33 protein-coding genes are annotated in these 26,234 nt (G+C 42.5%); 31 read left to right on the top strand and 2 right to left on the bottom strand.

Annotation, left to right across the window (positions count from 1 at the left end):
* Positions 1-133 precede the first annotated feature (133 nt).
* From OO7_RS10995 to OO7_RS10850, 31 genes are all read left to right on the top strand, one after another.
* Entirely contained in the window at positions 134-493 is a 360-nt protein-coding gene (locus OO7_RS10995; RefSeq protein ID WP_008915976.1) for a phage holin family protein, read from the top strand.
* Positions 486-878: a M15 family metallopeptidase gene (locus tag OO7_RS10990; protein ID WP_008915975.1), complete on the top strand. Its 393-nt coding sequence runs from the start codon at positions 486-488 to the stop codon at positions 876-878. Before OO7_RS10995 ends, OO7_RS10990 begins: the two co-directional genes overlap by 8 nt.
* 195 nt (positions 879-1,073) lie before the next feature.
* The gene (locus tag OO7_RS10985) at positions 1,074-1,763 is read left to right on the top strand and encodes a Rha family transcriptional regulator (protein WP_008916028.1); all 690 of its coding nucleotides are present in this window, start codon (positions 1,074-1,076) and stop codon (positions 1,761-1,763) included.
* Positions 1,764-1,970: 207 nt separating this feature from the next.
* The gene (gene rz1 / locus OO7_RS17325) at positions 1,971-2,147 is read left to right on the top strand and encodes a lysis system o-spanin lipoprotein Rz1 (protein WP_008915973.1); all 177 of its coding nucleotides are present in this window, start codon (positions 1,971-1,973) and stop codon (positions 2,145-2,147) included.
* A 61-nt stretch (positions 2,148-2,208) separates the two neighbouring features.
* A complete protein-coding gene (locus OO7_RS10980; protein WP_008915972.1) occupies positions 2,209-2,517 on the top strand; it encodes a hypothetical protein in 309 nt (102 codons plus the stop codon).
* Positions 2,518-2,967: 450 nt separating this feature from the next.
* Positions 2,968-3,654, top strand: coding sequence for a hypothetical protein (locus tag OO7_RS16225; protein ID WP_008916027.1), 687 nt, complete (start codon positions 2,968-2,970; stop codon positions 3,652-3,654).
* Between the two features lie 4 nt (positions 3,655-3,658).
* Complete coding sequence (locus OO7_RS10970; protein ID WP_008916026.1) at positions 3,659-4,009, top strand: HNH endonuclease; 351 nt, start codon at positions 3,659-3,661, stop codon at positions 4,007-4,009.
* Complete coding sequence (locus OO7_RS10965) at positions 4,006-4,203, top strand: hypothetical protein (protein ID WP_008916025.1); 198 nt, start codon at positions 4,006-4,008, stop codon at positions 4,201-4,203. Before OO7_RS10970 ends, OO7_RS10965 begins: the two co-directional genes overlap by 4 nt.
* Before the next feature lie 159 nt (positions 4,204-4,362).
* Positions 4,363-4,836, top strand: a complete 474-nt coding sequence (locus OO7_RS10960; protein WP_008916024.1) for a phage terminase small subunit P27 family — start codon at positions 4,363-4,365, stop codon at positions 4,834-4,836.
* A gap of 2 nt (positions 4,837-4,838) precedes the next feature.
* Complete coding sequence (locus OO7_RS10955) at positions 4,839-6,575, top strand: terminase large subunit (protein WP_008916023.1); 1,737 nt, start codon at positions 4,839-4,841, stop codon at positions 6,573-6,575.
* A gap of 9 nt (positions 6,576-6,584) precedes the next feature.
* Complete coding sequence (locus tag OO7_RS16975) at positions 6,585-6,761, top strand: hypothetical protein (RefSeq protein WP_008916022.1); 177 nt, start codon at positions 6,585-6,587, stop codon at positions 6,759-6,761.
* Between the two features lie 2 nt (positions 6,762-6,763).
* The gene (locus OO7_RS10945) at positions 6,764-7,993 is read left to right on the top strand and encodes a phage portal protein (protein WP_008916021.1); all 1,230 of its coding nucleotides are present in this window, start codon (positions 6,764-6,766) and stop codon (positions 7,991-7,993) included.
* Positions 7,971-8,615 carry an HK97 family phage prohead protease gene (locus tag OO7_RS10940; protein WP_043892878.1) on the top strand — a complete coding sequence of 215 codons (645 nt, stop codon included), beginning with the start codon at positions 7,971-7,973 and terminating at the stop codon, positions 8,613-8,615. Before OO7_RS10945 ends, OO7_RS10940 begins: the two co-directional genes overlap by 23 nt.
* Positions 8,616-8,628: 13 nt before the next feature.
* Positions 8,629-9,840 carry a phage major capsid protein gene (locus tag OO7_RS10935; RefSeq protein WP_008916019.1) on the top strand — a complete coding sequence of 404 codons (1,212 nt, stop codon included), beginning with the start codon at positions 8,629-8,631 and terminating at the stop codon, positions 9,838-9,840.
* Between the two features lie 217 nt (positions 9,841-10,057).
* A complete protein-coding gene (locus tag OO7_RS10930) occupies positions 10,058-10,609 on the top strand; it encodes a Rha family transcriptional regulator (RefSeq protein WP_201764235.1) in 552 nt (183 codons plus the stop codon).
* An 84-nt stretch (positions 10,610-10,693) separates the two neighbouring features.
* Positions 10,694-10,999 (top strand): head-tail connector protein, encoded by a 306-nt coding sequence (locus tag OO7_RS10925; RefSeq protein ID WP_008916017.1) that lies wholly within the window; start codon positions 10,694-10,696, stop codon positions 10,997-10,999.
* Positions 10,999-11,325 carry a phage head closure protein gene (locus tag OO7_RS10920; RefSeq protein WP_008916016.1) on the top strand — a complete coding sequence of 109 codons (327 nt, stop codon included), beginning with the start codon at positions 10,999-11,001 and terminating at the stop codon, positions 11,323-11,325. The genes OO7_RS10925 and OO7_RS10920 overlap by 1 nt, the downstream gene beginning before the upstream one ends.
* The gene (locus OO7_RS10915) at positions 11,312-11,701 is read left to right on the top strand and encodes a hypothetical protein (RefSeq protein WP_008916015.1); all 390 of its coding nucleotides are present in this window, start codon (positions 11,312-11,314) and stop codon (positions 11,699-11,701) included. The genes OO7_RS10920 and OO7_RS10915 overlap by 14 nt, the downstream gene beginning before the upstream one ends.
* A complete protein-coding gene (locus tag OO7_RS10910) occupies positions 11,698-12,111 on the top strand; it encodes an HK97-gp10 family putative phage morphogenesis protein (protein WP_008916014.1) in 414 nt (137 codons plus the stop codon). The genes OO7_RS10915 and OO7_RS10910 overlap by 4 nt, the downstream gene beginning before the upstream one ends.
* Positions 12,112-12,134: 23 nt before the next feature.
* The gene (locus OO7_RS10905) at positions 12,135-12,596 is read left to right on the top strand and encodes a hypothetical protein (RefSeq protein WP_008916013.1); all 462 of its coding nucleotides are present in this window, start codon (positions 12,135-12,137) and stop codon (positions 12,594-12,596) included.
* Complete coding sequence (locus tag OO7_RS10900; RefSeq protein WP_008916012.1) at positions 12,596-12,940, top strand: hypothetical protein; 345 nt, start codon at positions 12,596-12,598, stop codon at positions 12,938-12,940. Before OO7_RS10905 ends, OO7_RS10900 begins: the two co-directional genes overlap by 1 nt.
* 23 nt (positions 12,941-12,963) lie before the next feature.
* Entirely contained in the window at positions 12,964-13,161 is a 198-nt protein-coding gene (locus OO7_RS17495) for a hypothetical protein (protein WP_008916011.1), read from the top strand.
* Complete coding sequence (locus tag OO7_RS10890) at positions 13,154-14,917, top strand: phage tail length tape measure family protein (RefSeq protein WP_008916010.1); 1,764 nt, start codon at positions 13,154-13,156, stop codon at positions 14,915-14,917. Before OO7_RS17495 ends, OO7_RS10890 begins: the two co-directional genes overlap by 8 nt.
* 8 nt (positions 14,918-14,925) lie before the next feature.
* Positions 14,926-16,107: a phage tail tape measure protein gene (locus tag OO7_RS10885; protein ID WP_008916009.1), complete on the top strand. Its 1,182-nt coding sequence runs from the start codon at positions 14,926-14,928 to the stop codon at positions 16,105-16,107.
* A gap of 41 nt (positions 16,108-16,148) precedes the next feature.
* Entirely contained in the window at positions 16,149-16,703 is a 555-nt protein-coding gene (locus OO7_RS10880; RefSeq protein WP_043892876.1) for a hypothetical protein, read from the top strand.
* Positions 16,703-17,284 (top strand): hypothetical protein, encoded by a 582-nt coding sequence (locus tag OO7_RS10875; protein WP_008916007.1) that lies wholly within the window; start codon positions 16,703-16,705, stop codon positions 17,282-17,284. The genes OO7_RS10880 and OO7_RS10875 overlap by 1 nt, the downstream gene beginning before the upstream one ends.
* Before the next feature lie 27 nt (positions 17,285-17,311).
* On the top strand, positions 17,312-17,695 hold the full coding sequence (locus OO7_RS10870; protein ID WP_008916006.1) for a hypothetical protein: 384 nt from the start codon (positions 17,312-17,314) through the stop codon (positions 17,693-17,695).
* A gap of 257 nt (positions 17,696-17,952) precedes the next feature.
* On the top strand, positions 17,953-18,171 hold the full coding sequence (locus OO7_RS17490) for a hypothetical protein (RefSeq protein ID WP_156823144.1): 219 nt from the start codon (positions 17,953-17,955) through the stop codon (positions 18,169-18,171).
* Between the two features lie 64 nt (positions 18,172-18,235).
* Positions 18,236-18,634: a DUF6950 family protein gene (locus tag OO7_RS10860; RefSeq protein ID WP_008916004.1), complete on the top strand. Its 399-nt coding sequence runs from the start codon at positions 18,236-18,238 to the stop codon at positions 18,632-18,634.
* Positions 18,635-22,990, top strand: a complete 4,356-nt coding sequence (locus OO7_RS16220) for a phage tail tip protein J-related protein (protein WP_008916003.1) — start codon at positions 18,635-18,637, stop codon at positions 22,988-22,990.
* Between the two features lie 375 nt (positions 22,991-23,365).
* Positions 23,366-24,499, top strand: coding sequence for a phage tail fiber protein (locus OO7_RS10850; protein ID WP_236620645.1), 1,134 nt, complete (start codon positions 23,366-23,368; stop codon positions 24,497-24,499).
* A gap of 301 nt (positions 24,500-24,800) precedes the next feature.
* Here OO7_RS10850 and OO7_RS10845 read toward each other — a convergent pair whose 3' ends face one another.
* Both OO7_RS10845 and OO7_RS10840 read right to left on the bottom strand, forming a co-directional pair.
* Complete coding sequence (locus OO7_RS10845) at positions 24,801-25,982, bottom strand: tyrosine-type recombinase/integrase (RefSeq protein WP_008916001.1); 1,182 nt, start codon at positions 25,980-25,982, stop codon at positions 24,801-24,803.
* Entirely contained in the window at positions 25,983-26,207 is a 225-nt protein-coding gene (locus OO7_RS10840; protein ID WP_008916000.1) for a hypothetical protein, read from the bottom strand.
* Between the last annotated feature and the right edge of the window lie 27 nt (positions 26,208-26,234).

Below are 26,234 nucleotides of genomic sequence, written 5' to 3'. Positions count from 1 at the left end.
AGCCATCCCTTCGGTAAGTCACATAGGGCTGACCTTCTAACTTAACTCAAACATTCATTAAGTTCATTAATCTAAATCCGGCTACCTGCTGGTGGCTTTCTATTAACTAAATTCCTCCTAAGGGGAGGTGGGTATGAAACGTATGCCAGATAAAATTGAATGGTGGGAGCAAATACTGCGCTGGCTGCAAAACATTCTCCCACTCCTCGGTGGATTCTCATTTGCCACTGCAATTGCTTATATCCGCGAACGTCGAGAAGGTTCTCACTGGAAGCAATCATTAGGTGAAGCCATTATGTGCGGCTTACTCAGCGTAGGCACAATTAGGCTGATTGACTGGTGGCTTTCTCGAAGCGGTGATGCTGAGGCGTGGTCAGTCTTAGCTGAATTCTGTGGTGTCATGATTGGTTTTCTTGGGACTAAGAAGCTGTATGCGCTGTTAGAGGCGGTCATACAGATCATTAAAAATCGTTTTGGAGCAAAAAATGACTAGCTTTAAATTCAGCCAGCGAAGCGAAAATAATCTTAAGGGCGTCCATCCTGATTTAGTTAAAGTTATTCGTCGTACTTTGGAAATAACCCCTGTCGATTTCATCGTTATTGAAGGCCTGCGAACTCAGGAGCGACAAAAGCAACTGGTTGCACAAAAGAAATCACAGACAATGCACAGTCGCCACTTAACCGGTCATGCAGTGGATATCATCCCTGTGAATACAAAGTGGCAGGTTGACGAGTTCAAACCTCTATTGAAAGCGGTTAAACAGGCTGCTGATGAGTTAGGTATTAAATTACGCTTCGGCATTAACTGGAAGAGTGACCCATCGCTACCAATCGAAACCAAGTTCATTGATTGCCCACATATTGAGATCCCCACTTAACTAAATGATTTAACCGACAGGCTTCGCAATCGCGAGGCCTTTTTTATCTCTGCGTTTTATGCACACCGAAAGTGCAAATCACATCGAGCCAATATTTAGGTAATGAGCCTTTGAGGGGATCAGTTATAGCTGGTGTCGCTTCGATGGGCTGATTTCCTATTTCGGCAAGGGTTCATTACTAAATAGGTAGACACCATGAAACAATTAATAAAAAAATCAGGAAAACAACCTGTAGTCACAACAGTGACTATTGCAAATGAGTTTGGAAGAAGGCATGACAATGTTCTTCAAAGCATTCGTTCATTGATAGAAAGTGGTCATTTAGGACTCCTTGATTTCAAGGAGTCGTCTTATTTTAATAAACAAAAGAAAGAACAGCCATGTATTGAATTAACTGAACGCGGTTTTCTAATTGCAATGCCATTTATTGGCGGCGAAAAAGCAAAAGATGGACAAGTTCGATTGGTTGATAGCTTCATTCAGTTTCGTGAAAGAGCAAAGAAAGAAGAAGAGATCCAGCGACAGCGTGACATTGCTAGAGTGGAGTATCGCCCAATGTCAGACGCGCTAAAAGAAACTCGCCAGCAAGAAGGTAAGGAGACTCAATATTTTCACTACAGCACTGAAGCCGATTTAATAAACGGTATTGTCCTCGGTAAAAAATCAGCTAAGTTCAAAAAAGAAAATGAGATAGGTAAAGATGAGGCACTCCGTGATTATCTGACTAAGTGGCAAATTAAAGCGATTACTGAGCTACAGCGTGCCAATACGGTATTTATTTCAATGGGTTGGGATTATTACCAGCGAAAAGAGTCGCTACAAGGTATTTTTAATAAAAACTTCCATAAACCATTAATGGAAGAGCAGGTGAGGTTAAATGAATAATGACCATGTCAACTAAGGGGTTGGTGGCTATTTGCGTCGCTCTAGTATTTTGGCTTAATTGGGTGATTGATAATCATGAAAAACTAAAAGATAACTATAAGCACTTGAAAGATAAATTTAGTGAGTAAGTAGCCATCACTGCCGACTACGAAAAGCGCATTAACGCCCTTCACGAACTCGACACCAAACACACAACGGAACTCACAAATGCAAAAGCTGAAATTGACCAGTTACGTATTGATGTTATCAATGGCACTAAGCGCTTGCGGGTCAAAGCCGAGTGTCCAAAGTCCGAAGCGAGTACATCCGAAAGCGGAAGCAATGAAAGTTCCGCACGACTTAGTGAAGCAGCTGAACAAGATTATTGGCGTCTCAGAGAAATGATGGCTGAGAACGAAAAGCAAACTTTGTATTTGCAGGATTACATTAGAACGGAGTGTTTACGATGAATGAACAGGTTTCAAAGGCGCTTACTGATTTATTGGAAAAAGCATCAAACGGCATTGATTCAACAGTTGCATTTAGTCACGCCAATTTACCAGATGTGATTCATCAATTACTAGCGTGGAAAATGACAATGGGCATTATCTGGTCTGTTGTCGGAGTGGTGCTTATTGCACTAGCTATCTTTATGCCGATATGGGCTAAGAGGGCTAAATCTAACGGTGCTATATGGACATATCATGATGGAGAAAAAAATACAACATCAACTCTACTATGTATGACTTTTCCAGAACGATATTCCCAGCGTTAATTTTGTTTTTCGGTGCTGTTATTTCGATTGGCGGGTTTTCTATGTGGCTGAAGATACTTTTAGCCCCAAAGTTATACCTAATTGAATACGCAGCATCACTGATTAAGTAATTGTGAGCGAAGCGCGGCATTGTCGCTGTCTCATGTGTTAGCTGTGACCCAGATCCTTAACTCGGTAGCGCATATTGAGAATCAAAAACAATGAATCCGGCATTCACTTATTGCATGCTAGCAACGTCAGCTATCGGAGAAGAAACGGCGTGACTTATGGAGAGACATAATTTTATTTAATTCTACAAATGCTATTCATTGAGTAGCATTGATAGAGTTTTATATAAGTATTCAGTGTTCATAGTCTCAGGATTCACGAGAGTTATATAAATAGACCCAGAATAATATTCCAATAGCCATCAGTTAATCACTGGTGGCTTTTTCATTTGTGGAGAAAGTTATGTCAGAACTCACATTAAAGATATCAGTCGATACAACAGACTTAGATAAAGTCGAAGCTCAACTCAAACGTATTAATGGTCTGCTTGTCAGTACAGGAATGAAGAAGCCAGCCAGTGGAGGGTTTGCAGCTGATATTAGCGTATTCAAACCTAAAGGATGCTTAGAGCCAGTTTTTGGAATGTCTCTCGGCGCTACGCTTATTAATGAAGCATTCATTCAAAAATGTGATTTAGGCGAAACAATACGCAAGGCTGCAAAGAAAGGTGCTGAAGAAGGAGCAAAACAAGCAAAGCTTGAAATAACCACAGGCATTAATGATAAACCAGAACAACAATCTGCTATAGCTGAGTTAGATTTTGAAAGAGGGGAAGCCAAATTTAGCGGCGTTATAGTTAGCGATGAAATACAGGCATCAGCTGAATCTGTACTGGACAATGTTAAAGCAGCAGCGTTGATTGAAAAACACCAAACCAATTACGAAGAACTCAGACGGGAAATTGACCAGCGATTTAGTGAGTTACAATCACAGATAACGAGCACACGACTCGCCTCGGCTAGTGAAGTAGATATGCTATCCGCAAGAGTTAGCGCGCTTGATTCAAGCATTGCGGATATAAATAGCACAATGGCTACATCAATGAATGCATTGCGTGAAGAGATAGCGCAAGCAAGATCGGGGTGGTGATGATATGCCGCCCCGCATCCCTCGCGCATGTCGCAAGCATGGTTGTAGTAAGACAACGACAGAGCGCAATGGCTATTGCTCCGAACATCAAAACTTAGGCTGGGAAACCCACCAGCAAGGCAAGAGCAGGCATGAGCGGGGCTATGGCTCTAAGTGGGATAAGATACGTGATCGCATACTTCGACGTGATAAGCATCTCTGCCAAGACTGCATTAAGTTAAGTCGAGCAACAGAAGCTAAAACCGTCGACCACATCATACCCAAGACTCATGGGGGTACCGATGATGATAGAAACCTTCAATCGCTATGCTGGCCTTGCCACAGAAGCAAGACAGCTAAGGAGAGAATAAAATGACACAAGACGAACAAACATTACTGATGTTTAAAGGGCTGGTTGCCGAACTACCAGAGCAGAGCAAAACAAAGGTTGAATATTGCATTGCAGAGATAAAGAAACTTCTTTCTGATTATCCTGATGGTGAAGCTTTGCTTGCTGTTGGTTATATCGGTGCAGAGCAGCAAATGAAAGGTAATTTGGGGCAAGGCTAGAAATATTCAACATCAGAGCGTGCTCTCATTAGGGGGGGCGGGTCAAATCCCTACCACTCTCGCCCTAAAGTACCGCCGCCTTACCTATTTCTATATCGCCGCAGGTTAGAAAACTTTTTTTTGGGTTCCCCAAGCAACAATTAATAGGAGGATTCTATTATGGCAGGACCGCCTAAAACCCCGACACACCTACAGTTAGTGAGGGGTAACCCATCCAAGCGCCCGATCAATAAAAAAGAGCATAAACCGCCTTCAGGGGTACCCCCAACACCGAAGTATTTTGATAAGCAGGGGAAGTATTGGTTTAAGCGAATGGCTGAAGATCTGGACGCGCTCGGGGTAATGAGTCAGCTGGATGCGAAAGCGCTTGAACTCATGGTTGAGGCCTATGTTGAATATCGTCACCACTGTGATGTGTTGGAAGAGGAAGGTTATACCTACAACACGACTTCCATGACGGGCGACATAATTAAAAAAGCTCACCCGGCTGTCACCATGAAAGCCGATGCATGGAAACGTATTCGCGCCATGCTAGGTGAGTTTGGCATGACCCCATCTGCTCGCGCTAGAGTGACAATCAACACTCCTAACGACGTTGACCCTTTTGATGAATTCCTGAAAGCACGAGACTAAACATGGCAAAAGTAATAGACGGCATACGCTACGCTGAAAAAGTGGTGGCGGGGCAAATTATTGCTGGCGAATTGGTTAAATTGGCCTGTCAGCGATTTATTGATGATTTAAAGCATGGCGAAGAGCGCGGCATTACATTCAGTGAGCCAAGAGCACAACACATTCTTAACTTTTACAAATTTGTGCCTCACGTCAAAGGGGCGTTAGCGGGAAAGCCCATTGAATTGATGGATTGGCATATCTTCATTCTGATTAATATCTTTGGTTTTGTTCGTCCATTGGTGGATGAAGCGACAGGTAATATTGTTCTTCGTAATGATGGCAGTGGGCGACCCGTGATGGTGCGTCGCTTTCGCACCGCTTATAACGAAGTTGCGCGTAAAAATGCCAAGTCCACTTTATCGTCAGGTATCGGTCTTTACATGACAGGTGCAGACGGAGAGGGAGGCGCTGAAGTTTACTCAGCCGCAACGACTCGCGATCAGGCGCGTATTGTGTTTGAAGATGCTAAAAATATGCTGAAGCAAGGCAAATCGACATTAGGTCGGATTTTTGATTTCAATAAACTGGCCATTTACCAGGAGCAAACCGCCTCTAAATTTGAGCCGCTATCCAGTGACGCTAACAACCTTGACGGTCTAAATATCCATTGTGGCATTGTCGACGAACTGCACGCCCACAAAACCCGTGATGTTTGGGATGTACTCGAAACCGCAACGGGCGCACGCTTACAATCTCTTCTCTTTGGGATCACCACGGCGGGGTTTAATAAAGAGGGTATCTGCTATGAATTACGGGATTACGCTATCAAGGTATTGCGTGGTCAGGTAGACGACGATTCATTCTTCGGCATTATTTACACGCTGGATAAAGAAGACGATCCGTTCGATGAAACGGTGTGGCAAAAAGCGAATCCCGGCCTCGGTATCTGCAAACGTTGGGATGATTTACGACGACTCGCCAAAAAAGCCAAAGAGCAAGTTTCAGCGCGGGTGAACTTTTTTACCAAACACATGAATATTTGGGTGACGGCTGAATCCGCTTGGATGGATATGATGAAATGGGATGAATCCCCCGAACTGGCTCCCAAGCACGAATTAAAAACCTACCCCATGTGGGTCGGTGTTGACCTTGCTAATAAAATTGATATTTGTGCCGCGGCCAAAGTCTGGCAAGAGCCTAACGGGCATGTTCATGCCGACTTTAAATTTTGGCTGCCTGAAGACAGACTTGAGCGATGCTCTCGCCAAATGGCTGAACTTTACCGCAAATGGTCTGATTTAGGCTACCTGACATTGACAGATGGTGAAGTCATCGACCATAACCAAATAAAAGAAGAAATTGTGGAATGGATAGAGGGCGAAAACCTAAAAGAACTCGGCTTTGATCCGTGGAGTTCAATGCAATTTAGCCTTGCCCTGTCTGAAGAGGGCATTCCGCTTGTCGAAGTACCGCAAACAGTCCGTAATCTCTCAGAAGCCATGAAAGAAATTGAAGCGCTAGTTTACGCAGGCAAACTTCATCACAGCCAAAATCCGGTTATGAACTGGATGATGGCAAACGTTACGGTAAAACCCGATAAAAACGACAATATATTCCCGAACAAATCGACCCCTGAAGCCAAAATTGATGGTCCAGTTGCTTTATTTACGGGGATGAGTCGCTTGTTGGTGAATGGTGGTGAGCAGGAAGTTTCGCTCTCAGATGTGATTGCTGCCCGAGGCTTACGCTCTCTCTAAGGAAACCCAATGAAATTTTTAATGATTGCAGCCTTGTTGGTTGGGATTGCGGGTGCCTGCTTGTTATCGTTTGGCGCTTGGCTCATTTATCAACCTGCTGGATATGTCACCGCAGGGGGGCTTTGTCTCTTATGGTCCTACTTGGTCTCTAAATCAATGGATCAACCAGAAATAGGTAAGGGGTAAATATGTTCTTTCCTGGTCTATTTCGAAAATCAAAAGAAGGTATGACCTCACATGATTTAAGTGAACTGATCGGCCTTTCTTATGACACTTATTCAGGACGTAAGGTAAGCGCTCAGTTAGCGATGAAGTTAACGGCAGTATTTGGCTGTGTTCGTGTATTAGCGGAGTCCGTTGGTATGCTGCCTTGTTCGCTTTACGAGCAACTTGAAAGGGGAAATAAAAGAGCCACTCGTGAACGCTTACATAAGTTACTGTCAGTCAGACCGAATAACTACATGACGCCCCAAGAGTTTTGGGAATTGTTAATTGCGTGCTTATGTCTGCGAGGCAAWTTTTATGCCTACAAAGTTTATGCGCTAGGAGAAGTGGTTGAATTATTGCCGCTTAACCCCGGCTCTGTTGTGCCCAAATTGAATAGCCAGTGGGAGCCTGAATATCAAGTGACGTTCCCCAATGGGGATTGCAAAACACTTTCACAGGATGAGGTTTGGCATGTTCGCATATTTACGCTGGATGGATTAACAGGGTTAAGTCCGATTGCGTATGCCAAACAAGCTATCGGATTAGGGTTGGCCACGGAAGAACACGGTGCGCGTTTGTTTGGTAATGGCGCTGTGACGAGTGGCGTCTTACAGACTGATCAATATCTAAAAGACGATGCCTATGCTCGACTAAAAGAAGATTTTGAAAACCAGTATCAAGGCTTGGCTAATGCACATAAACCCATGATTTTAGAAATGGGCCTAAAGTGGCAGCAAATCAGCTTATCGGCTGAAGATGCGCAATTTCTTGAAACGCGAAAATTCCAGCTCGAGGAGATATGCCGTATTTTCCGTGTACCGTTACACATGGTTCAAAACACCGATAGAGCAACGTTCAATAACATTGAAAATCTCGGGATCGGGTTTATCAATTATTCATTAGTTCCTTACCTCATTCGTATTGAGCAACGCATTAATGTTGGCTTGGTAAAGCCTAGTAAACAAGGTGTCTTTTACGCCAAGTTTAATACAGGTGCATTGCTCCGAGGGGATATGAAATCCCGATTTGATGCCTATGCAACGGGGATCAACTGGGGTATCTATTCCCCGAATGAGTGTCGTGAATTGGAAGAACTTAATCCGCGTGATGGTGGCGACATCTATCTCACCCCACTCAATATGACCACAAAGCCAGAAACCTCAAAACAGGAGGAGAAAACGCATGTCGATGATGACAAAACAACGGCTTGATGTCCCACTGAAAATAAAATCGGTCAGCGACTCAGGGGAGTTTGAGGGTTATGGCTCCGTTTTTGGCGTGAAAGACAGTTATGCCGATATTGTGATGCCGGGTGCCTTCCTTAATTCGCTGAGTAAGTGGCAAGAAAAAGCATCATTACCCGCCTTACTTTGGCAGCACAAAATGTCCGAACCTATTGGTGTTTATACTGAAATGCGAGAAGACAGCACAGGGCTTTACGTGAAAGGGCGGTTACTCATTGATGACGACCCTTTATCTAAACGCGCACACGCTCACATGAAGGCCGGATCATTATCCGGCCTTTCTATTGGGTACATTCTTAAAGATTACGAGTATGACCGGACAAAAGATGCCTTTTTACTGAAAGAAATCGACCTATGGGAAGTCAGTTTAGTGACTTTTCCCTCAAATGATGAAGCTCGAGTCAGTGATGTGAAATCAGCATTTGCTCGGGGTGAATTACCCACACAAAAAAGTATTGAGCGAGTCCTGCGCGATGTTGGGCTTTCGCGAACCCAAGCCAAAGCCTTTATGGCTAAAGGCTACGATGCCCTTTCTCTGCGTGATGCCGAGCAAGAAGCCATCAACACATTGAAATCCATTTTTAAATAATAAAGGTAATATTATGGCTGTAGATCATAAAGATGTAAGTGAAGTTGCGCAGGAACTTAAAGGGAAATTTGAAGAGTTCACGCAAAAGAATGATAAGCGTATTGATGCGATTGAAGCAGAAAAAAGCAAATTATCTGAACAGGTTGACACGCTAAATGGCAAATTGTCTGAACTTGATGAGCTGAAAACCAGTTTAGAGGCTGAATTGGCTGAAATTAAGCGCCCTGACGGTAGTGCCAAGGCAACTAAAGATGTGACTGAACATAAGGCCGCTTTTGAACAGTTTATCCGTAAAGGAAAAGAGGATGGGCTTGCAGACTTGGAGCGTAAGGCTATGCAAGTCGGTTCTGATCCTGACGGTGGTTTTGCGGTTCCTGAAGAGCTGGATCGCAATATTATCAGTATGCTGCGTGATGAAGTGGTTATGCGCCAAGAGTGTCATGTTATCACCGTAGGGACGACCAATTTTAAACAATTGGTTAATCAAGGTGGTACGAGTAGCGGCTGGGTTGGTGAGGTGGACAAACGCCCTGAAACTAAAACCTCAAAACTGGCACCTATTGAACCGGTATGGGGGGAAATTTATGGAAACCCTGCAGCAACACAAATCATACTGGATGATGCCTTTTTTAATGTTGAACAATTCATTACAGGCGAGCTTTCTACTGAATTTGCCGAACAAGAAGAAGCAGCATACACGCACGGAGACGGTGTTAAAAAACCTAAAGGGTTACTGGCATACGGCAGTGACGACCAAGCAGATAAAGATCGCGACTGGGGGACGTTACAGCATCTATTGCAGAAAAAACCAACAGAAATTACAGCGGATGAAGTCATGAAGTTGATTTATACCTTGCGTAAAGTCTATCGCTCAGGTGCAAAATTCATGATGAATAACAACACATTGTTCCAAGTTCGTACGCTGAAAGACTCGCAGGGTAATTACTTATGGCAACCAGGCTTACAATTAGGTCAACCTTCCGCATTGCTGGGCTACGGTATTGCAGAAAATGAGCAATTTTCCGATGTGGTTGCAGATTCAACGCCGATTGCATTTGGTAACTTCAAGCGTTGTTACACTATTCTTGACCGTATTGGTGTTCGCATGTTGCGTGACCCGTACACCAATAAACCGTTTGTGCATTTCTACACCACAAAACGGGTTGGCTCAATGTTGGTTGATAGCAATGCAGTGAAGTTATTGAAAGCACCTGCAGGCAAATAGTCACAATACTGCTAATTATGGCGACTTAATTGTCGCCTTTTTTATCCATACAAATCACATCTCACCTTGTGCTCCGAAAGCACATTTACACATGAAGCATCGAGCCAATATTTAGGTAATGAGCCTTTGAGGGGATCAGTTATAGCTGGTGTCGCTTCGATGGGCTGATTTCCTATTTCGGCAAGGGTTCATTACTAAATAGGTAGACACTATCACTATGACGAAATTAACGACTATAAATAATACTCAGCCAACCATGAGCAGTTTAGAAATGGTTGATTACATCAATTCGGACAGAAAGGCAAAGGCCGAGGCCGAAGGGTTAAGCTTCCCATGTAAGAATTATAGAAGATTACAGCATAAAGACTTTCTAAGGAAAGTACCTAGAGTATTGGGTGAAAATCAATCAGCGAAATTTTACGCCGATTACATCGACAACAAAGGTCGTTCATACCCATGCTGCAAATTTCCTAAGCGCGAAGCTTGCTTGATGGCTATGAGTTACAGCTACGAACTTCAAGCGCAAGTATTTGATCACATGACAGAATTAGAGGCGGAATCAGGGTTTGGATTTACTATTCAGCAATTACAACACATGCTATCGGTCGCAAGAAAAGCCTCTGATGAAGACTCTAGTGACGCAGGGCGTCGATTACGTAAACGGCAAAATGATTTAGTTATTTTAGATCGCGCGGAAAAACTGATCGGTGATATTAGCCAAATGGCACTTGGTTTAGTTGGTGGAGGCAAGGTGTTGCCACATAAATAATAACCCTATCACCCGCCTCAAAATTGAGGCAATTGATTTTAAAGAAGAATATGCTACTAAGTGGCTTTTTTATATTGGAATACTATGAAATTACCGACTTTAGATGAACTTCGTCAACAGTGCCGTATAGATACTGAGCATGAAGATGATATTTTACTTGGCTATCTCTCGGCAGCCAAAGAAAAAGCAAGTAATTACTTAAATAGAACGCTATATGAGGAAAATGTTCCTAATGATGATCCAAATGGCATAGAGATAACACCTGTTATCAAACTAGCATTGATGCTGGCGGTCGGTTTTTGGTACGACACTCGAGAGTTGAAGAAGATCCCTCAAGGTTTCTATGAATTATTGAGTGATTATCGCATTTCACCAATGAGGGCAAAATAATGCTGGCTGGCGAGTTGAAAAAACGTATTACTTTATCATGTATTGAAGAGTTTAGAGATGAATTTGGTGAAGCAAAAACTCGATTAGTAAAAGTCAAAGAAGTTTGGGCCAAAGCAGAAGCCATGTCTAATCGTAAAATCCGCACCGCCGATCAACAGCAGGTAATTGAAACCTACCATTTCACACTCCGTCCGCGCAACGATATTGAAGAAAATTGGATAATCACTTACCAGAAGCGCAACTTTACCGTGCGGGCGCTGGATAGAAACACCCCCGACCGCCTAATTATCACTGCGGAGGTCGACAGTCGACATGATAGAAATTGACATAAAAGCAGATCTCGAACGTTTAACGGGACTTAGTGCTTACCCTGTTGCATTACCATCAAGCGTACTCGAAGGGATTGTTTATCAGCGTATTAGTGACCCAAAAATGATAACTGGTCTAGCTAAAACCTCTCTTGTTCAAGCTCGGTTTCAAATTACCTTTCAAATCCCTAATGACTATTCAAAAGCATTAAAACTTGAAAAAACCGTGCTCAGTGCGTGGGAAGGTATTACTCATGGCTATATTGGGAGTTATCCCGTACAGGCCGTTCAGCGGGGTAACTTTATACAATATAAGGAGGAACAGACTGAAAACAGGGTGATCTGGCGAGTGACGCGAGATTTTATTATGACTTACCCAGAGGATGCTGAATGAGAATTTCGGTAGAAGTAAAGGGGTTAAAAGATTTGGAATATGAACTAAATCGCTTGGGGGAGGACATTGCAACAAAAGTATTGCGGCAAGCTGGGCGTGAGGCGATGGTACCTGTGCTGGAAGATATGAAACAACACGCAGGCTATGATGCAACCAGTGAATTAGAGCACATGCGTGACAGCATCAAGATCCGTACAACGAGCCGTATGAAAGACCAAAAAACGCTATCTGTCATGACTGTTCGTGTAGGACCAAGTAAAGCCCATGCAATGAAAGCCAAAGCGCAAGAGTTTGGCACAGTAAAGCAAATCCCTAATCCTTTCATCCGTCCAGCATTGGACTATAACCGCCAGTTTATTTTAAACACGCTAGCCGCTGAAATACGCGCCAGCATCGAAAATTATCGTTAATTTATTTAGTTGGAGTAAATATTATGGCAGGAAAAACCTCTCCTGAATATGCCGTTCTTCCCGCTGGGACAATTGTTAAATTTGGTAAGCCCGGAGATTCTGTTGAGCAAATGAAAGCACTGATAAATTGTAAGGCCATTGGTGCGACGGGCGCAACGGGCGGTTTTGTTGATTGCACTACGCTAATTGATAAAAACAAACAGTCAGTTTCAGATTTACCAGATGGACCAGAAAAGACATTAGTCTTTATTGATGATCCCGAAAATGTTGATTTTGCAGCACTACTCACTGCGGCGGATGCGAGAGAAACTATTCAGTTTTATGCCCAATTTCCCAATAAACGCTCAGCAACCATGATCCTAGCATTGGCAGGTTGGGAATTGAATGATGTTAGTGCTCCAGCAAGTGAGGTCATGCAGATTACCGTAAAAGGTAAGCAAAATAATGTTAAATGGGGTGTGGTTACTGCTGGAGGTACAAAATAATGTCATTGAAATCATCGCTTTTAAAGGCTGCCCCTCATGTTGAAGAACATTCAATATTAGGGGCAACAGTTTTTATTCGTCGCTTAACTATTGCTGAATTAGATGAATATGAGCATGACTTACAAGAGGCACAGAAAACGGGGTTTAGTTCGGATGCGAGTAAGGCGGGTGCCAAGCTTATTTTAAAAGCGATATGTGACAAAACCGGAAAGGCGCTCCCAACTAAAGATCTCCCTACCGCTGATGAGCTTATTCAAGCGCACGATACACCAACTTTGCTAGCTGCAATGTCATTCGTACAAAGATTTAGTTATGGATCTGTAGAGGAGGCGCAAAAAAACTAACCAGCTCACCCTATCTTAAGTTTATGTTCCAACTTGCTGACCGATGGGGTGAGCCAGATCCACGAAAAATAGCGCAATTGCCTGCAAATATTCTCACATATTGGCAGGCTTTTTTTATTTCTGGAAATGAAGAAGAGCCAGAATTTCAATCAACCACGACACAAATGCAGCCGGATATTGAGGCTCAGTGTAATGATGTCATGAGGATAATAAATGGCTGACGTTGCAAGTTTAGCGGTTGCGTTACACCTCAACGCAGCTTCTTTTAAATCTCAAGTTTTTGATGCTTATGATTCAGCGCGTAAAGAATCGCAAAAATTCACACAATCAGTGACAAAAGATGCAGGACAAACAGCGGAAAGATTAATGGAGGTCTCTACTAGTGCCAGAAAAGCCGGTGCTGATCTCTCCGCTTCTGGTCAATTAGCTAGACAATCCCAAATAGGGTTTTCGCAATTAAGAACAGCATTAACAAATGTGTCTGCAGGTTCCAATGTTGCGACAAGTAGCTTGATTGGTGCATTTATTCCCGCATTAGAGCGATCTTTAGAAACCGCGAACAGTGTAAAGCTGTCGCTAACAGATCAGCAGAAGGTTGCTCAAGATGCCGCTAGAGAAGTGATAAGTCTCTCTCGCAGTCAAATTGAAAACGCTCAAGCAGACAGAAAAAGCGCACAGGAGAAAATGAACCTTGCTGCAAAAATGCGTGATGAAGCGATTGCAAGAAGAGAACAAGCCTTTGCCCTCGATGAATACTTGGAAAAACAAGCGGAAGTTAATAAGCAGCATGGCGTTACCGCAAATTATGCAGAAGATCATGCTAAAAATGCCCGAATTATCAGTGAAGCCAATATCGCTGAGGCTGAAGCCAAAAGGCGAATGGCGAGCGCAGCGAAAGATATTATAGCGGCTGATAAAAATGAATTAGAAGGAAAAAAAGGCTTAACATCAGCAACAAATCAACTCACTGAAGCGAGCAAAGAGCTTACTTTTGCACAAAAAGCGGCAGCTAGTAGTGCTAGCTTATTCAAAAGTGCTTGGGGGATGATGGGTGGGGCTGTTGGTATTAGCATCATGGCTTCTGCTGGAGCGTTTACTTACCTCTATTCACAATACCAACAAGCCGAAGAGCGGCAGAAAGCCTTCAACGCAGCATTACAAAAGGGAGGGTTAGGGTTAACAACAACTGCTTATGATTTACGCAACCTAGCAAACGAGTTAGGGGGTACGGCGGAAGCTTATAAATCAGTTGCAGCTGCCGCTTCAGCGGGTTTCTCAGGTGATTTGCTCCAGCAAGTTTCTGAACTAGGCATTCAGATGGAAAAGTCTGGTGGTAGTGTTGATTTACTAATTAGCAAAATAATAGCACTAGATGATCAACCATTAAAAGGTCTGGAAAAGCTATTAGAAGCGGGTGAAGCTATTGATGAAAAGGCTATTGCAAGGGTGGCGCAATTAGAGCGCGAAGGTAAATTAGAAGAAGCAAAAAAAGCTAAGCGTGAGGCTGCGCTAGAAGCTGCGAAAGCAACGGAAGATGCCGCGAGTCAGGCAACGGATAATCACAAAAATAAAGTCAATGAACTGAACCGTGAATATATGCAATTAATTGCAAGTATGGGTGATGCGGCTTTTTTGGGTGGTGATAATCCAACCTTGAAACTATATAGAGAGGAACAGGAAAAAATAAACGCATCATTGAAAGAACAACAGCAGGAGGAAAAAGCAAAGCATGATGAAATAGTTAGAAATTCACTTGAAGAAATTAAAGCTGTCCAATCTTTAAATGCCGCATTCAAGGCTGGGATTGATCCACAAAAAGAACGAGCCGAAAGGCAAAAGCAATTCAAAGAAATGCTCGATAAAGGGGCCATTTCAGCCACCGAATATCAGCAGGCTCTAAAAGGGCTAGATAAATTATTTACGACACCAAAAAAACAGGTAGCAGTACTGTTGTTGATGAAGGGAGGCAACGTATAGATCAACTATTGCAGCAAGGTGCTGCATTACATGCGCAATTAATGGAAACAGAAGGCTTAACTGCCTCGGAACGAAAACTTGCTTCATTCGAGCAGGAGCTATTAGGTTTACAGGGACAACATTTAAATGCTCGCCAAAAAAGCATTCAAGCGCACTCTACTGAAATTCGTACACAACTACTCAAAAATGCCGAACTTGAGAAGGAGTTAAAATATAAGGAGTTACGTAAAAAATTTGATGATCAAAACTTCGAAGTGATGCAAAAAACCTCAAAACTAAGTCAGGATGCGACAAATCAGATACTTCAAATGACAATGAGTCAGTCCGCCTATGACTTAATGTTAGAGGAGCAACGTGTTCGAGATGATTTTCGTCAGCGACGATATCAGCTAGATAAGGAGGTCTCAGACAAAACAACACAACTCTATGCCGACCAAACTGCTTTTTTAGCCCAAGAAGAGCAAAAACAAATCGACATAGCTCGCCAGTCATCAAAAGAAAAATTAGCAGCGCAGAAAAATGCCTACTCAGGCATGGCAAAAGGTGTACAGGACTTTGGTGATGAGGCAAATAATGTTCACGAGCAAATGAGAACTACTACCCAAAATTCCCTTGATAATATGTCATCAATGATGGCCGATTTTGTGACTACGGGTAAATTGAATTTTGCTGACTTTGCACAATCCATAGTTAATGATATTACTAAAATGATATTCAAGATGATGATTTTTAATGCATTAAAGTCAGGTTTAACAGGCACTGCATTTGGTGACATGATGGGACTTAAAGCAGAGCCAAACGCAAAAGGTAATACCTACGAATCACCAGGACTAAGTTTACATAGAAATAGTATTGTCAAATCACCAACACTATTTCCTTTTGCAAAAGGTGGCGTGCCGGGTGTAGGGCTAATGGGGGAGGCTGGACCTGAAGCAATTATGCCGCTAACTCGTGGGCGCGATGGTTCCCTAGGAGTTAGAGTGCTTGGACTTGATACTCCCCAGCAGCAATCTCCAAGTATTGTTATTCACCAAACTTTTCATGTTACGGGAAATGGCGATCAGGCGCTTTATGATGCCATGCAAGCGGCAGCAAAAATGGGAGCAAAACAAGGCTCAGATGACGCTTTAGCTAAAATACAGCGTGATTTCCAGAATCGAGGCAAGCTTAGAGGAACCCTTGAGAGGTAGTCGTGATAATAGAATGGCCAGAAACTGTGGTACCAGCAAATATGAACTGGCAACTAGTCAGTAATAGTAAAACATTTACTTCACCCTTTACGGGCAGCTCCCAGACAGTACGTTTCCCCGGCAGTCGTTGGCGTTGTACATTAACATTTAGCAATCTTACTGAATTATTATCAAGAGAGCTTGAGGTGTTAGTTGCATCCTTAGATGGTGAAAGTGGGCGAGTGAAGATAAGCAACTGGATTAGGCCAGGGTTAAAAGATAAGGGATCTCCAATTGTCAGTGCGCCAAACCAGACAGGTAGATCCTTACAAACCAAGGGGTGGATATCCAATTCTATTGTTTTACGAAAAGGGGATTATCTGACAATTGGTAATGAGTTGAAAATGAGCACAGAAAACGTTATCAGTGATAGTAACGGAAATGCATTAATTACGCTCTCTCCGATATTGCGTACCTCACCTGCAGTCAATGAAAAAATAGAAACAGTTAAACCCTTTGGGATATTTAAGTTAACCAGCAACGATCAGGGAAGTTTTCAATATCGTCCGGGTAACTTTTCGAATGTAACCTTGTCATTAGAGGAGGCATTATACTGATGCTATATCATCCTTTTTCAAATGCAATGGTCAAAGCGATTAATGATGGTTTTGAGTTAGTCATTGCTGCAAAGTTAGATCTCAAATCTGGCGTCACTAGAGCGCATACGGGTATTGGAAACCTCATTATTTCGGGTGAGGTTTATCAAGGTGTTGGATCTTTTGGTAAATTAGAAACTATTTCAGAAGCAAATTCAACTAGTCCTCAGCAGCTTATTTTATCGCTTTCAGGTTTTGATTCGCTTTTAATTGCCGATGTGATGAATGAAAGAAGTCGAGGTCGAAAGGTTAGTGTCATATTGGTGGCTTTAGATCTAGATGGTAAACCTACACTGGCGGAAAGAGTTTTTGCAGGACAAATAGCAAATATTGGTGTTACAACAGGGAATGAAAATGAGGTTTCCGTCACTGTCTCAAATCGTTTTGAACGTTGGTCACAAGGTCTACCCGATAGGTTTACTGATGAATCGTGGACAAAAAGACACAAAGGCGACAGAATATTCCGCTATGTAGCTCAAATGGCTGAACGAGCAATTTACTGGGGCAGCAAAAAAGATGCTCCTGCATTTATTTATAAGTAATATTTTTTAATGATATTGGGTGTCAATATGGACAAAAAAGGCGCATTACCAATCATATTAATCGTGATTGCAGTGGTTGCAGGGATTCTGTTTTACGTGTTCTCAGTTACAGATAGTAAGATTGTAGCGATTGCAGAAAGTGAGGTTTCAAAAACATTAAATGACCCCTACAGCGCTAAATTTAGTGGTGTGGTAGTTAAGAGAAACTCAAACGAAAAACTTTCAGATTTTTATAGGGTTTGTGGATTTGTTAACTCTAAGAATCTATACGGCGCCTACACAGGAAATAAACCATTTATTATGTCGGTTATAGCCACTGGAAGTGAAACCATCCGAGTTGTGGATGGTACTATGCGCATAGGTGTTGACAGTTTTACTGATGAGGTCATCATTGCACTTTGTAACGAGTAGGTTTCTAATTCCATAACCCATTTTAATAGATTGTGTTTGCATAAGCTTTATTCCGTGTCTTAGTGCTGTTTTTAATTTAACTAATTTTTTATAGGGTGTCTTGTGAGCAAGCAATTAATAATCTGTTTAGCTATTATTGCCGGCATAGTGGTAGCCATCTTTATTTATAGAGAAGCCTCTTTATCTCAATCCTCTATTTTTAGCGCCGTGGAAAAAAAGTTTCAAGTAAAATGAAAGATCCGTCATCGGTAATTTTTATGGATCTAAAGGCATACTCAACAAAAATTGTTGGTGATGGTGAGGAAATGAAAATATGCGGTCTTGTAAATGCCAAAAATTCATATGGTGCCTATGCTGGTAGCCGTATGTTTATATCACACGTTACAATTACAGGTTATAGAATAGAAACTGGATTTATAGCTATTTCGAGCAGTAATGAAGAAGATAAAGCAATATTAGAAATGTGCAATAACTGACCAGTTATAATAATTTTCAGTATAAACCCGCTTCGGCGGGTTTTTTTATGCCCGGAGATCAGCAATGCGACACATCAACTGGACAACTCGACTCCCTCAAACACTACAAAAAGCAATGCAAAGGCCTTTTTCATGGGGCGAACATGATTGCTGCTTATTTGCAGCTGATTGCGTGATAGCTATTTGTGATTTTGATCCGTGCGAAAGTTTGCGAGGTCGATACAAAACAAAAACAGGGGCGCAGCGTGTATTGAAGTCAGAGTTTGGCGATATCGAATCAGCACTATCTCGTTTCTTTACTGAAATCCCAGCAGATACCGCAAGTCGCGGTGACATTGTTCTGTTTGAAGGTGACGAAGGGAAAACGCTTGGCGTGATCTGGGCAAATAAAATCTGGGCTGTTACTGAAGATGGGGCAAGGCCTGTCAATCATCAACCAACAAAAGCATGGAGAGTCGAATAAATGGGTAAGACAGTCACCAATATCGTTTCTGCTGGCCTGATGGTTGCGGGTGTTATTGTTACTGGTGGATTGGGTACTGCTTTAATTGCGGCAGGTATTGCTGTTCAAGCGGCTGGCTCGATGATCTTCAAAGATAAATTACCGTCAATGAACTACCGCGACCAATCCGAACGCAAGCAAATATTACGTTCTGCTGTTGCACCAGAAACAATCATTGTCGGCAAAACAGTGTGTTCAGGTTTGCTGTTTTTCGCTGAAGAAGAAAAGGGCGATCAAACAGAAAACGAAAGGCTCTTTATGGTGATTGCGATTGCAGCACACAAAGTAGACCGCGTTGGTAAAATTTGGCTCAACGATGATTTGATTGAAACGTTTAACGATAAAGCGGAGTACGAATTTCATAATAGCCGCACTGACTGCGATCCGTACATGCTGAAAAATGCGCCTAGCTGGAAAGAAGACATGATAGGTGATGGCTTGGCGTGGTTAAGGTTAACGCTCAAATACGACGCTGAAAAGTTTCCCTACGGTGTTCCTAATGTCAAAATCGAAGTATGGGGGAAGCAGATTTATGATCCGCGCACCGATAAAACGGTGTGGAGCAATAACGGGGCATTAGTCATTCTTGATTTTTATCGTAGCTATTTAAGTGTACCCGATTCAGATATTGATTTTGATGCATTCAAGGTTGCTGCTGATTTATGCGACGAGCCAGTGACTACACCTGAAGGTGAGACCGAGCCACGCTACACCATCAACGGTGCTTATGAGCTTTCCGAGTCGCCAGCATCGGTGCTTGATCACATGCATAAATGTATCGCGGCTGAACCGACTTATGTTGCGGGGAAACACGGTATTTTAATGCAGGCTTACAATGGTCCTGCTGTCTTACGCATCGAACCCAATCAACTGATTGATACTGTCACTATTACGCCTGAACTTGCGCTTCGTGATGCTACCAATGCGATTTACGGCACGTTTGTTGATGCTGAACAACAGTACATTAAAACCGATTTTGAACCGGTTATTGTTGATGAATGGGTTGATGAGGACGGTTTAGAAATCAAAGAAAATATGGACTATCGCTTTGTTACTAGTCCATATCAAGCTGCGCGTCTCTCTAATCTGTATCTACGCAAAAAGCGTGCGGGTCGTCGTATTCAATTAAAAATGAATATGGACGGTTATGCCTACCGACCAGGGGATGTGATTTTATTAAACTTGCCGCACATTGGTATTCAAAATCTTGAGTTTCGCGTGGCTGAATGGAAATTTCACCCTCAGGAGGGCGTTGATATTCTCCTCGAGGAGGACGGTGCTTATATTTATGAAGATATTGTCGGCAAGCCGTTTGTTCGACCTCCATTCACTGTATTACCTACAGGCGGTGTTGCACCACCGTTAAACCTGACTTTTGTACCAACAAACATAGGTGAAGTTGTTCAAGGGTATTTGAGCTGGCAATCAGCGGCTGCAGATGTTCGCTATAACACGGTAAACATTCTTGAAAGTGGCAGGGTGATCCAGTCTATTCAAGTACCACAGGATAGAGTTGACTTATCAGGTTTGGTGCGTGGCTCTTATCGTGCTGAGGTACGCTCTATCAATGCTGCTGGCGCAATGTCACAACCGGCTATTGTTGATTTTGATATCCAAGCCCCACCACAGCCAGTCAGTATTGATGTTGAAGGCGGTATGTTCTCATTAACCGCCATTCCGCATGCTGGCGAGTCTGCTCAACATGGCTACACCTTCGAATTTTGGTTCAGCGATAAGAAACTGGCCAGCACACACGATATTGAGGTCACAACCAAAGCCAATCGACAAGGCCAAGGTCAGTTTTGGACAAAAGATAATCTTAAGCCTGATACTGATTATTATTTTTATGTTCGTACGGTTAACAGTTATGGCAAGTCACAATTTGTTGAAGCAGTCGGACAAGCCAGTGGCACACCTAAGGATATGCTGGATGAACTTGGTAACAACTTCTTATCCAAAGAAGCTGGCCAGCAATTCCAAGATCAAATCGACCTCACTAAAGAGCAAATCGAAGTTATTGAACTTGAGCAGCTAAACATCGATAACAAAGTGTTACAGCTGAATACAGATGTGAGTATTGTCTCTGAAGCGGTAATGCAGAATGCGATTAGCTTAAATCAGGTCACTTTCCGTCTGATGGAGGAGGAAGGCACTCGAAAAGCTGAAATTCTCGATATTCGTGAAATAATCATTGATGATCAAAAAGCCTTTGCGCGTTATCAATCGCAAGTTTCTAGTCAGTTTGAGTTTGTTGGTGCTGATGTATACAACTTACAGCAATCATTAGCCACCACGAATGAAGCTTTTGCGCAGCAAATGAGCCAAGTTCGCGCGGATTTAAATACCACCAATGAGGGCGTAGGCAAAATTGCGGCTCGAGTGACGACAAATGAAGAAGCGACAGCCAATCTTGAGAAGTCACAGGCTAAATTTGAACAGGTCACTCTGGCTGAGTTTGAGTATCAGCGCGCCTATATCAACCAAATCAGTACGGCTTTTTCAGACAGTCAAATGTCTATTGCAGAATCCGTGATGCAACTTTCTGCGCAGCATACCTCACTTCACGATAGAACGCTTAAATCAGAAGCACGTATCACGAAGAATGAAAAAGCGGTTGCGGATGAATCTAAAGCCCGTGCAGAAATGGGTGTGCAAATTGATGCGCGATTCAATAATGCGGAAGGGGCTATTGTTAAACTTGATGAAGTTCAAGCAGAGCAAGGCAAAACGATAGCTCAAAGCACTGAACAATTGCGCGCTGAAATTAAGTCAGGTGATGAAAAGCTAAAAAGTGACATCGATAATCAGGGGCGCGAATTATCAAAAATCAGCGCCAGTATTGATGAACAAAAAATCGTTATTGCAAATCTGGATGAAACACTGACAGAAAAGACAGAGCAAGCAGTATCACGCTTTGAAGATAACGAAGCATCAATTGCAAACGTGCAACACACGCAAGCGAATACCGATAGCACCAGTGCGGAAACCACCTTGCAACTGACTGTTCAGCAAAATCAACAGGGTACGGAATTATTACGTGCCAAAGCGTCTATTCGTGAAACCAACAAAATTGTTGTTGATAACGATAAAGCGTACACGCAAAAATTCACCCAGCTTGATTCGCAGTTTGAGCAAGTGAATGCACGACTGACTCGCATTGATGAAACGCTTGCTGACAACACGCAAGCTATTGCAAAAAGTCACGAACAGCTTAGTGCAAAACTTGGCGCAACAGATGAAAATCTAGCCAAAACACAAGCGCAAGTTGACACTCAGAAAGAAGCTATTGCGAAGCAAGACCAGGCGATTGCGAAAGTGAACACGGATTTATCAACTCGGATAGGTCAAGCAGAGTCGTCAATCAGTGATAATAAACAAGCCATTAGCGATAATGAACAAGCGCTAGCGGATTTCAGTCAGTTAACAAAAGCGGAGTTCGAAGACCAAAAAGCCGCGATTGAGCAGCGCGCGAAAACATCAGTCGATCAGAACGGGAATTCTCAAGCCTATTTTAGTATTAAAGCGGGGGTGTTACATAACGGCCAATACTACGACGTCAAAATGATGATGAATGCAGAGGTGAAAAATGGCGAAGTTGTCACGCAAATCGCTTTTGCTGCTGATGAATTTATTATCTTCAATAATATCAATGGCAAGTTCGTCACACCATTCGCAATCATGAATGGCCAAGTTTTTTTGAGTGATGCTTTTATTCAAAATGGATCGATTGACACAGCCAAAATCAAAGATGGTGCTATTACAAATGCCAAAATTGGTAATGTCATTGAGTCGAACGAGTACAAAAAAGGAGAGAAAGGCTGGCGTATTGACAAAGAGGGAGACGCTGAATTCAATAATGCGACATTCAGAGGAACCATTGACGGCGCGGATGGTATTTTTAAGGGAACAATTTATGCTAACAAAATGGAAGGGGATGTACTTAGAGTGCATTCGATCCCTTTCGATGGTTCAATCACATTACCTGCTGAAGAATTTGAGCGTACGTTAGTCATTCCGGCGCTAACAATATCAACAAATGAATCCACTCAATTTAGTCAAATATCTTGGCGTGTTGAGGTGAAAATAAACAACAGAGTGATTATTTCGTTTAATCCATTGTCGTCAGTGACCGGGATAAAGAGTGCTAGCGGTGGGGATAGATATGAAACTTACGCCATTACCAGCGGAACAACCTCTGGTGCAGGTATTATTTATGCGAACGAAACTGCCGTGATTTCATACAAAATAGTCGGAAATGTATCGGGTTACGAGCTGATCCACAAAACTCCAGCACAATGTCTAGTATACAAAAGTTAACGTCATCAATTCAATCAAGCCGCTTAATTGCGGTTTTTTACGTCCAAATTTCGGAGAATCAAATCTATGTACAACGTCGGCACAATCACCACAACAGCCAATAGCAACAAAGTCACCGGCACAAATACCAAGTGGAAAGATAACAATTCGCTCGTCTCAGCAGAGCAAGTGATTTTAATTCAAAACGACTCGACAATTTATATCAACAGTATTGCATCAATTCAAAGTAATACAGAAATGACCCTCAGCTTTCCCGTACCTGCAGCAACAAAAAATGTCCCTTACAACATCCTGACAACAATGGTGAATTCGGTTTCAGATGCAGCCAACAAGATTGTTGCGATGAATAATGCGAATGTTCAGTTCAGCGACATTTTGAATCGTTGGATGACAGAAACTGGCACAATTACAGTGACGTTGCCAGATGGGACAACGCAACAGCTACGTACAACAAAAGAGCAAGATAGGCTGTTAGATGGGAAGTTTAATAAAACGGGGGGAGATGTTGGGAATATCACCGTTAAAGAACAAGTTACAGTCGGCACAACAGATGTTCGCGTTGTTTTAAGAACCAGTGAAAATAAGCCAGAAATTTTATCTCGTCAAAAAGGGGCGGCTTATCATAACACGCATGAATTACCTGATAAGTCAGGGAAACTCATGCAGGTTGGTGATTTTGGTCTGGGCGCGCCTCAAATTCTAACGTCAAATCCAAAATTATCAACGGTGACAAGTTTTGGGTACTGGATACAGCCATACTCAGCCCAAGCGACCGTTGATAATGAGTATCCCATTACTGAGGCAGGGACACTGATTTGTATGCCGACAGCAAACAACGACACACTTCAAGAATATCGGTCATTTAGCACACCGAATATCTACTATCGGAAGGTAAAATCAGACGGTAGCTCTGTTGGTGTGAAGTGGAACATGCAATACAGCACAGGCAACACCACAAAAGACTCAAACGGTAACTTAAAAGCCGCTTCCCCGATTGTTAAAGTTTTTGCCGAGAGCATTGAGACAAACGACGAATCCGAGGGTGTGACCATGCAAAAACTCGGCATCGGTCATTATCTAATAAAAGGTGTTGTCGGTTTTAATGCAGACGGGGCATGGGGAATCAATAATGGCTTTGTTATTCCGCAAGACCACAACGGTAAAAACATGGTCATTATTGACTACAACGTCAAAGAAGACGGTGATATCGAGCTATTTGTCTTTCATCAGCAAAATGCAGATATGCCGGAGCGTTTCCAGAACAACCGCATTAAGCACCTTGATGAGGACGGCCAGCCAATTTATTTCGACAATTACGAACCCTGTGACGTTCCTGACTCTCGTTGGATTGACATGCGCGTCGAAATGCCCGTGAATTCCATCTACAACATCAAGAAAGCTGAATCACAGCGACTAGCTAAAATTGAAGCGGAGCGAGTGGCGAAAGAGGAAGCAGAAAAGGCAGAGCGCGAGCAATATAGACTCGGTGAGAATGATGCATTGCTATAATTAAAGTGGGAAATAGTAATTTTTTATAGTCGGGGTTTTACACCAGAGTTACACCAGTTTTACACCAAGCAAATTTCAGGTACAAAAAAACCAACCCTAACAGGTTGGTTTTCTTATGGAATTTTGGTCGGCATGATAGGATTTGAACCTACGACCCCCGACACCCCATGACTATATACAATTAAAACATAACCTATTGATTTTGATGTTATTATGATTGATTCGACTGTATAGGGAAACAGTGGATTATTGGTTATTTTGGCATTATATGAATCAATGAGTTACAAGCCGTTTTACACCACTATCCCACCTTAATTTCGGCGTGTGGTACACTGACCCAATCAACATGATCTTGTGTGTAAATCTTAGTTGATTTCGCATCACTATGCGCCATTCTTGCCTGAGGATCTACCCCTGATTTCTCAAACAAGTGTGCCGCCAAAGCTCTTATTTCATGAAAAGTGGGTCGCTGTTCCTGAGGTAATTCGGCATAGGCTCCAGCATTATCTCTTGCTTTTGAAAATGCACGACTTAGATAGCTGGGTACAACCTGAGTAGGATGCTGAACTTCTGAGCTGATCGGGTTGCTGTTTTTTATTGGGAGCCGATGAACAACATAAGGGCTGGCAATATTATCTCTGCTTTCGTCGATGATCCGCTTTAATTCATCACCAATGGGAATAGCAACGTGAGCCGCTTCTTTATCCTTAACTTTCTGTCTGTGGATATATAACGTTCCATAGATGCCATTTGCCGGCACGTCAAGCCACACACAACCGCAAACGCCTTCCTTTGGTTTTTTTATATTGTATTTTATTCTGGAAACTTCAAGTCTTGCTTGTGTTGTCTGTAAAGCCAGATCCATAGCTGTACGTAACCAGGGTTCAGCAAAATTGCGTATTTTAATAAAGTTTTCAAATGATAGACGCTTTCTTTGTTTTCCTTCCAATCTTCGCATTTTCTTGCGTGTGGCCGGATTATCAAGCATTAATGATTCATCCATTGCGTAGCTAAATATTTTCTTCAAGAATAATACTTTTCTATTCTGAACATTTGCAGATCCATCAGCGTGGTAATGGTTTATATAATCGTTAACATGCTCTAGAGTAATATCACAACAAGCAACATCACTAAAAAACTCTTTTATGCGTTCAATGTCTTTTTTCCAATCGGATAGGGTGCTTTTCGCTGGCTGCTCATCTTTAACTATGCGCTGCATTAATCTATCCATGTGAACGGATAAAGCTTCACCTTCGCCCTTTAGTCCACCTGATTCATTAATTAGTCCATTCAAGCTAATAGCGGTTTCTGGGCGCATTCTTAGGTTATATTCACGCGCAACAGCGATTGAATAGGCACGGTCGGTGCCTATGGTTTTTCGTTTACCTGTTATTAGCGTTAGCACGTAACGCTGGCGGGTTTTGTCGAAGTTGAGAAAGTCAGGCAAGTGTCTGTATTGCCTGTTTCTTGGCCTTGCTGCCATTTACTGTTCCTCTATCAAAGCATTTACATGATTTGAGATTGAAGAGGCTACACCCATTTTTTCACTTGAAAATATCCAGACCGACTGATCTATAATTTTTCCGTTAATAACCCCATTGGTTACCCATCTTTTTAATGTCTTTGGGGTGGGTATAGAATCTTTTTCAAACTCACGCCTAGCCCATTTGCTGGCTTTCATCAATTTACCCATGCTATTAATAGACATAATTACCTCCACATCTGCCGCATACAG

This window comes from Providencia sneebia DSM 19967, from assembly GCF_000314895.2.
Classification (GTDB): domain Bacteria; phylum Pseudomonadota; class Gammaproteobacteria; order Enterobacterales; family Enterobacteriaceae; genus Providencia; species Providencia sneebia.
This window is presented reverse-complemented; position numbering and strand designations above follow the sequence as displayed.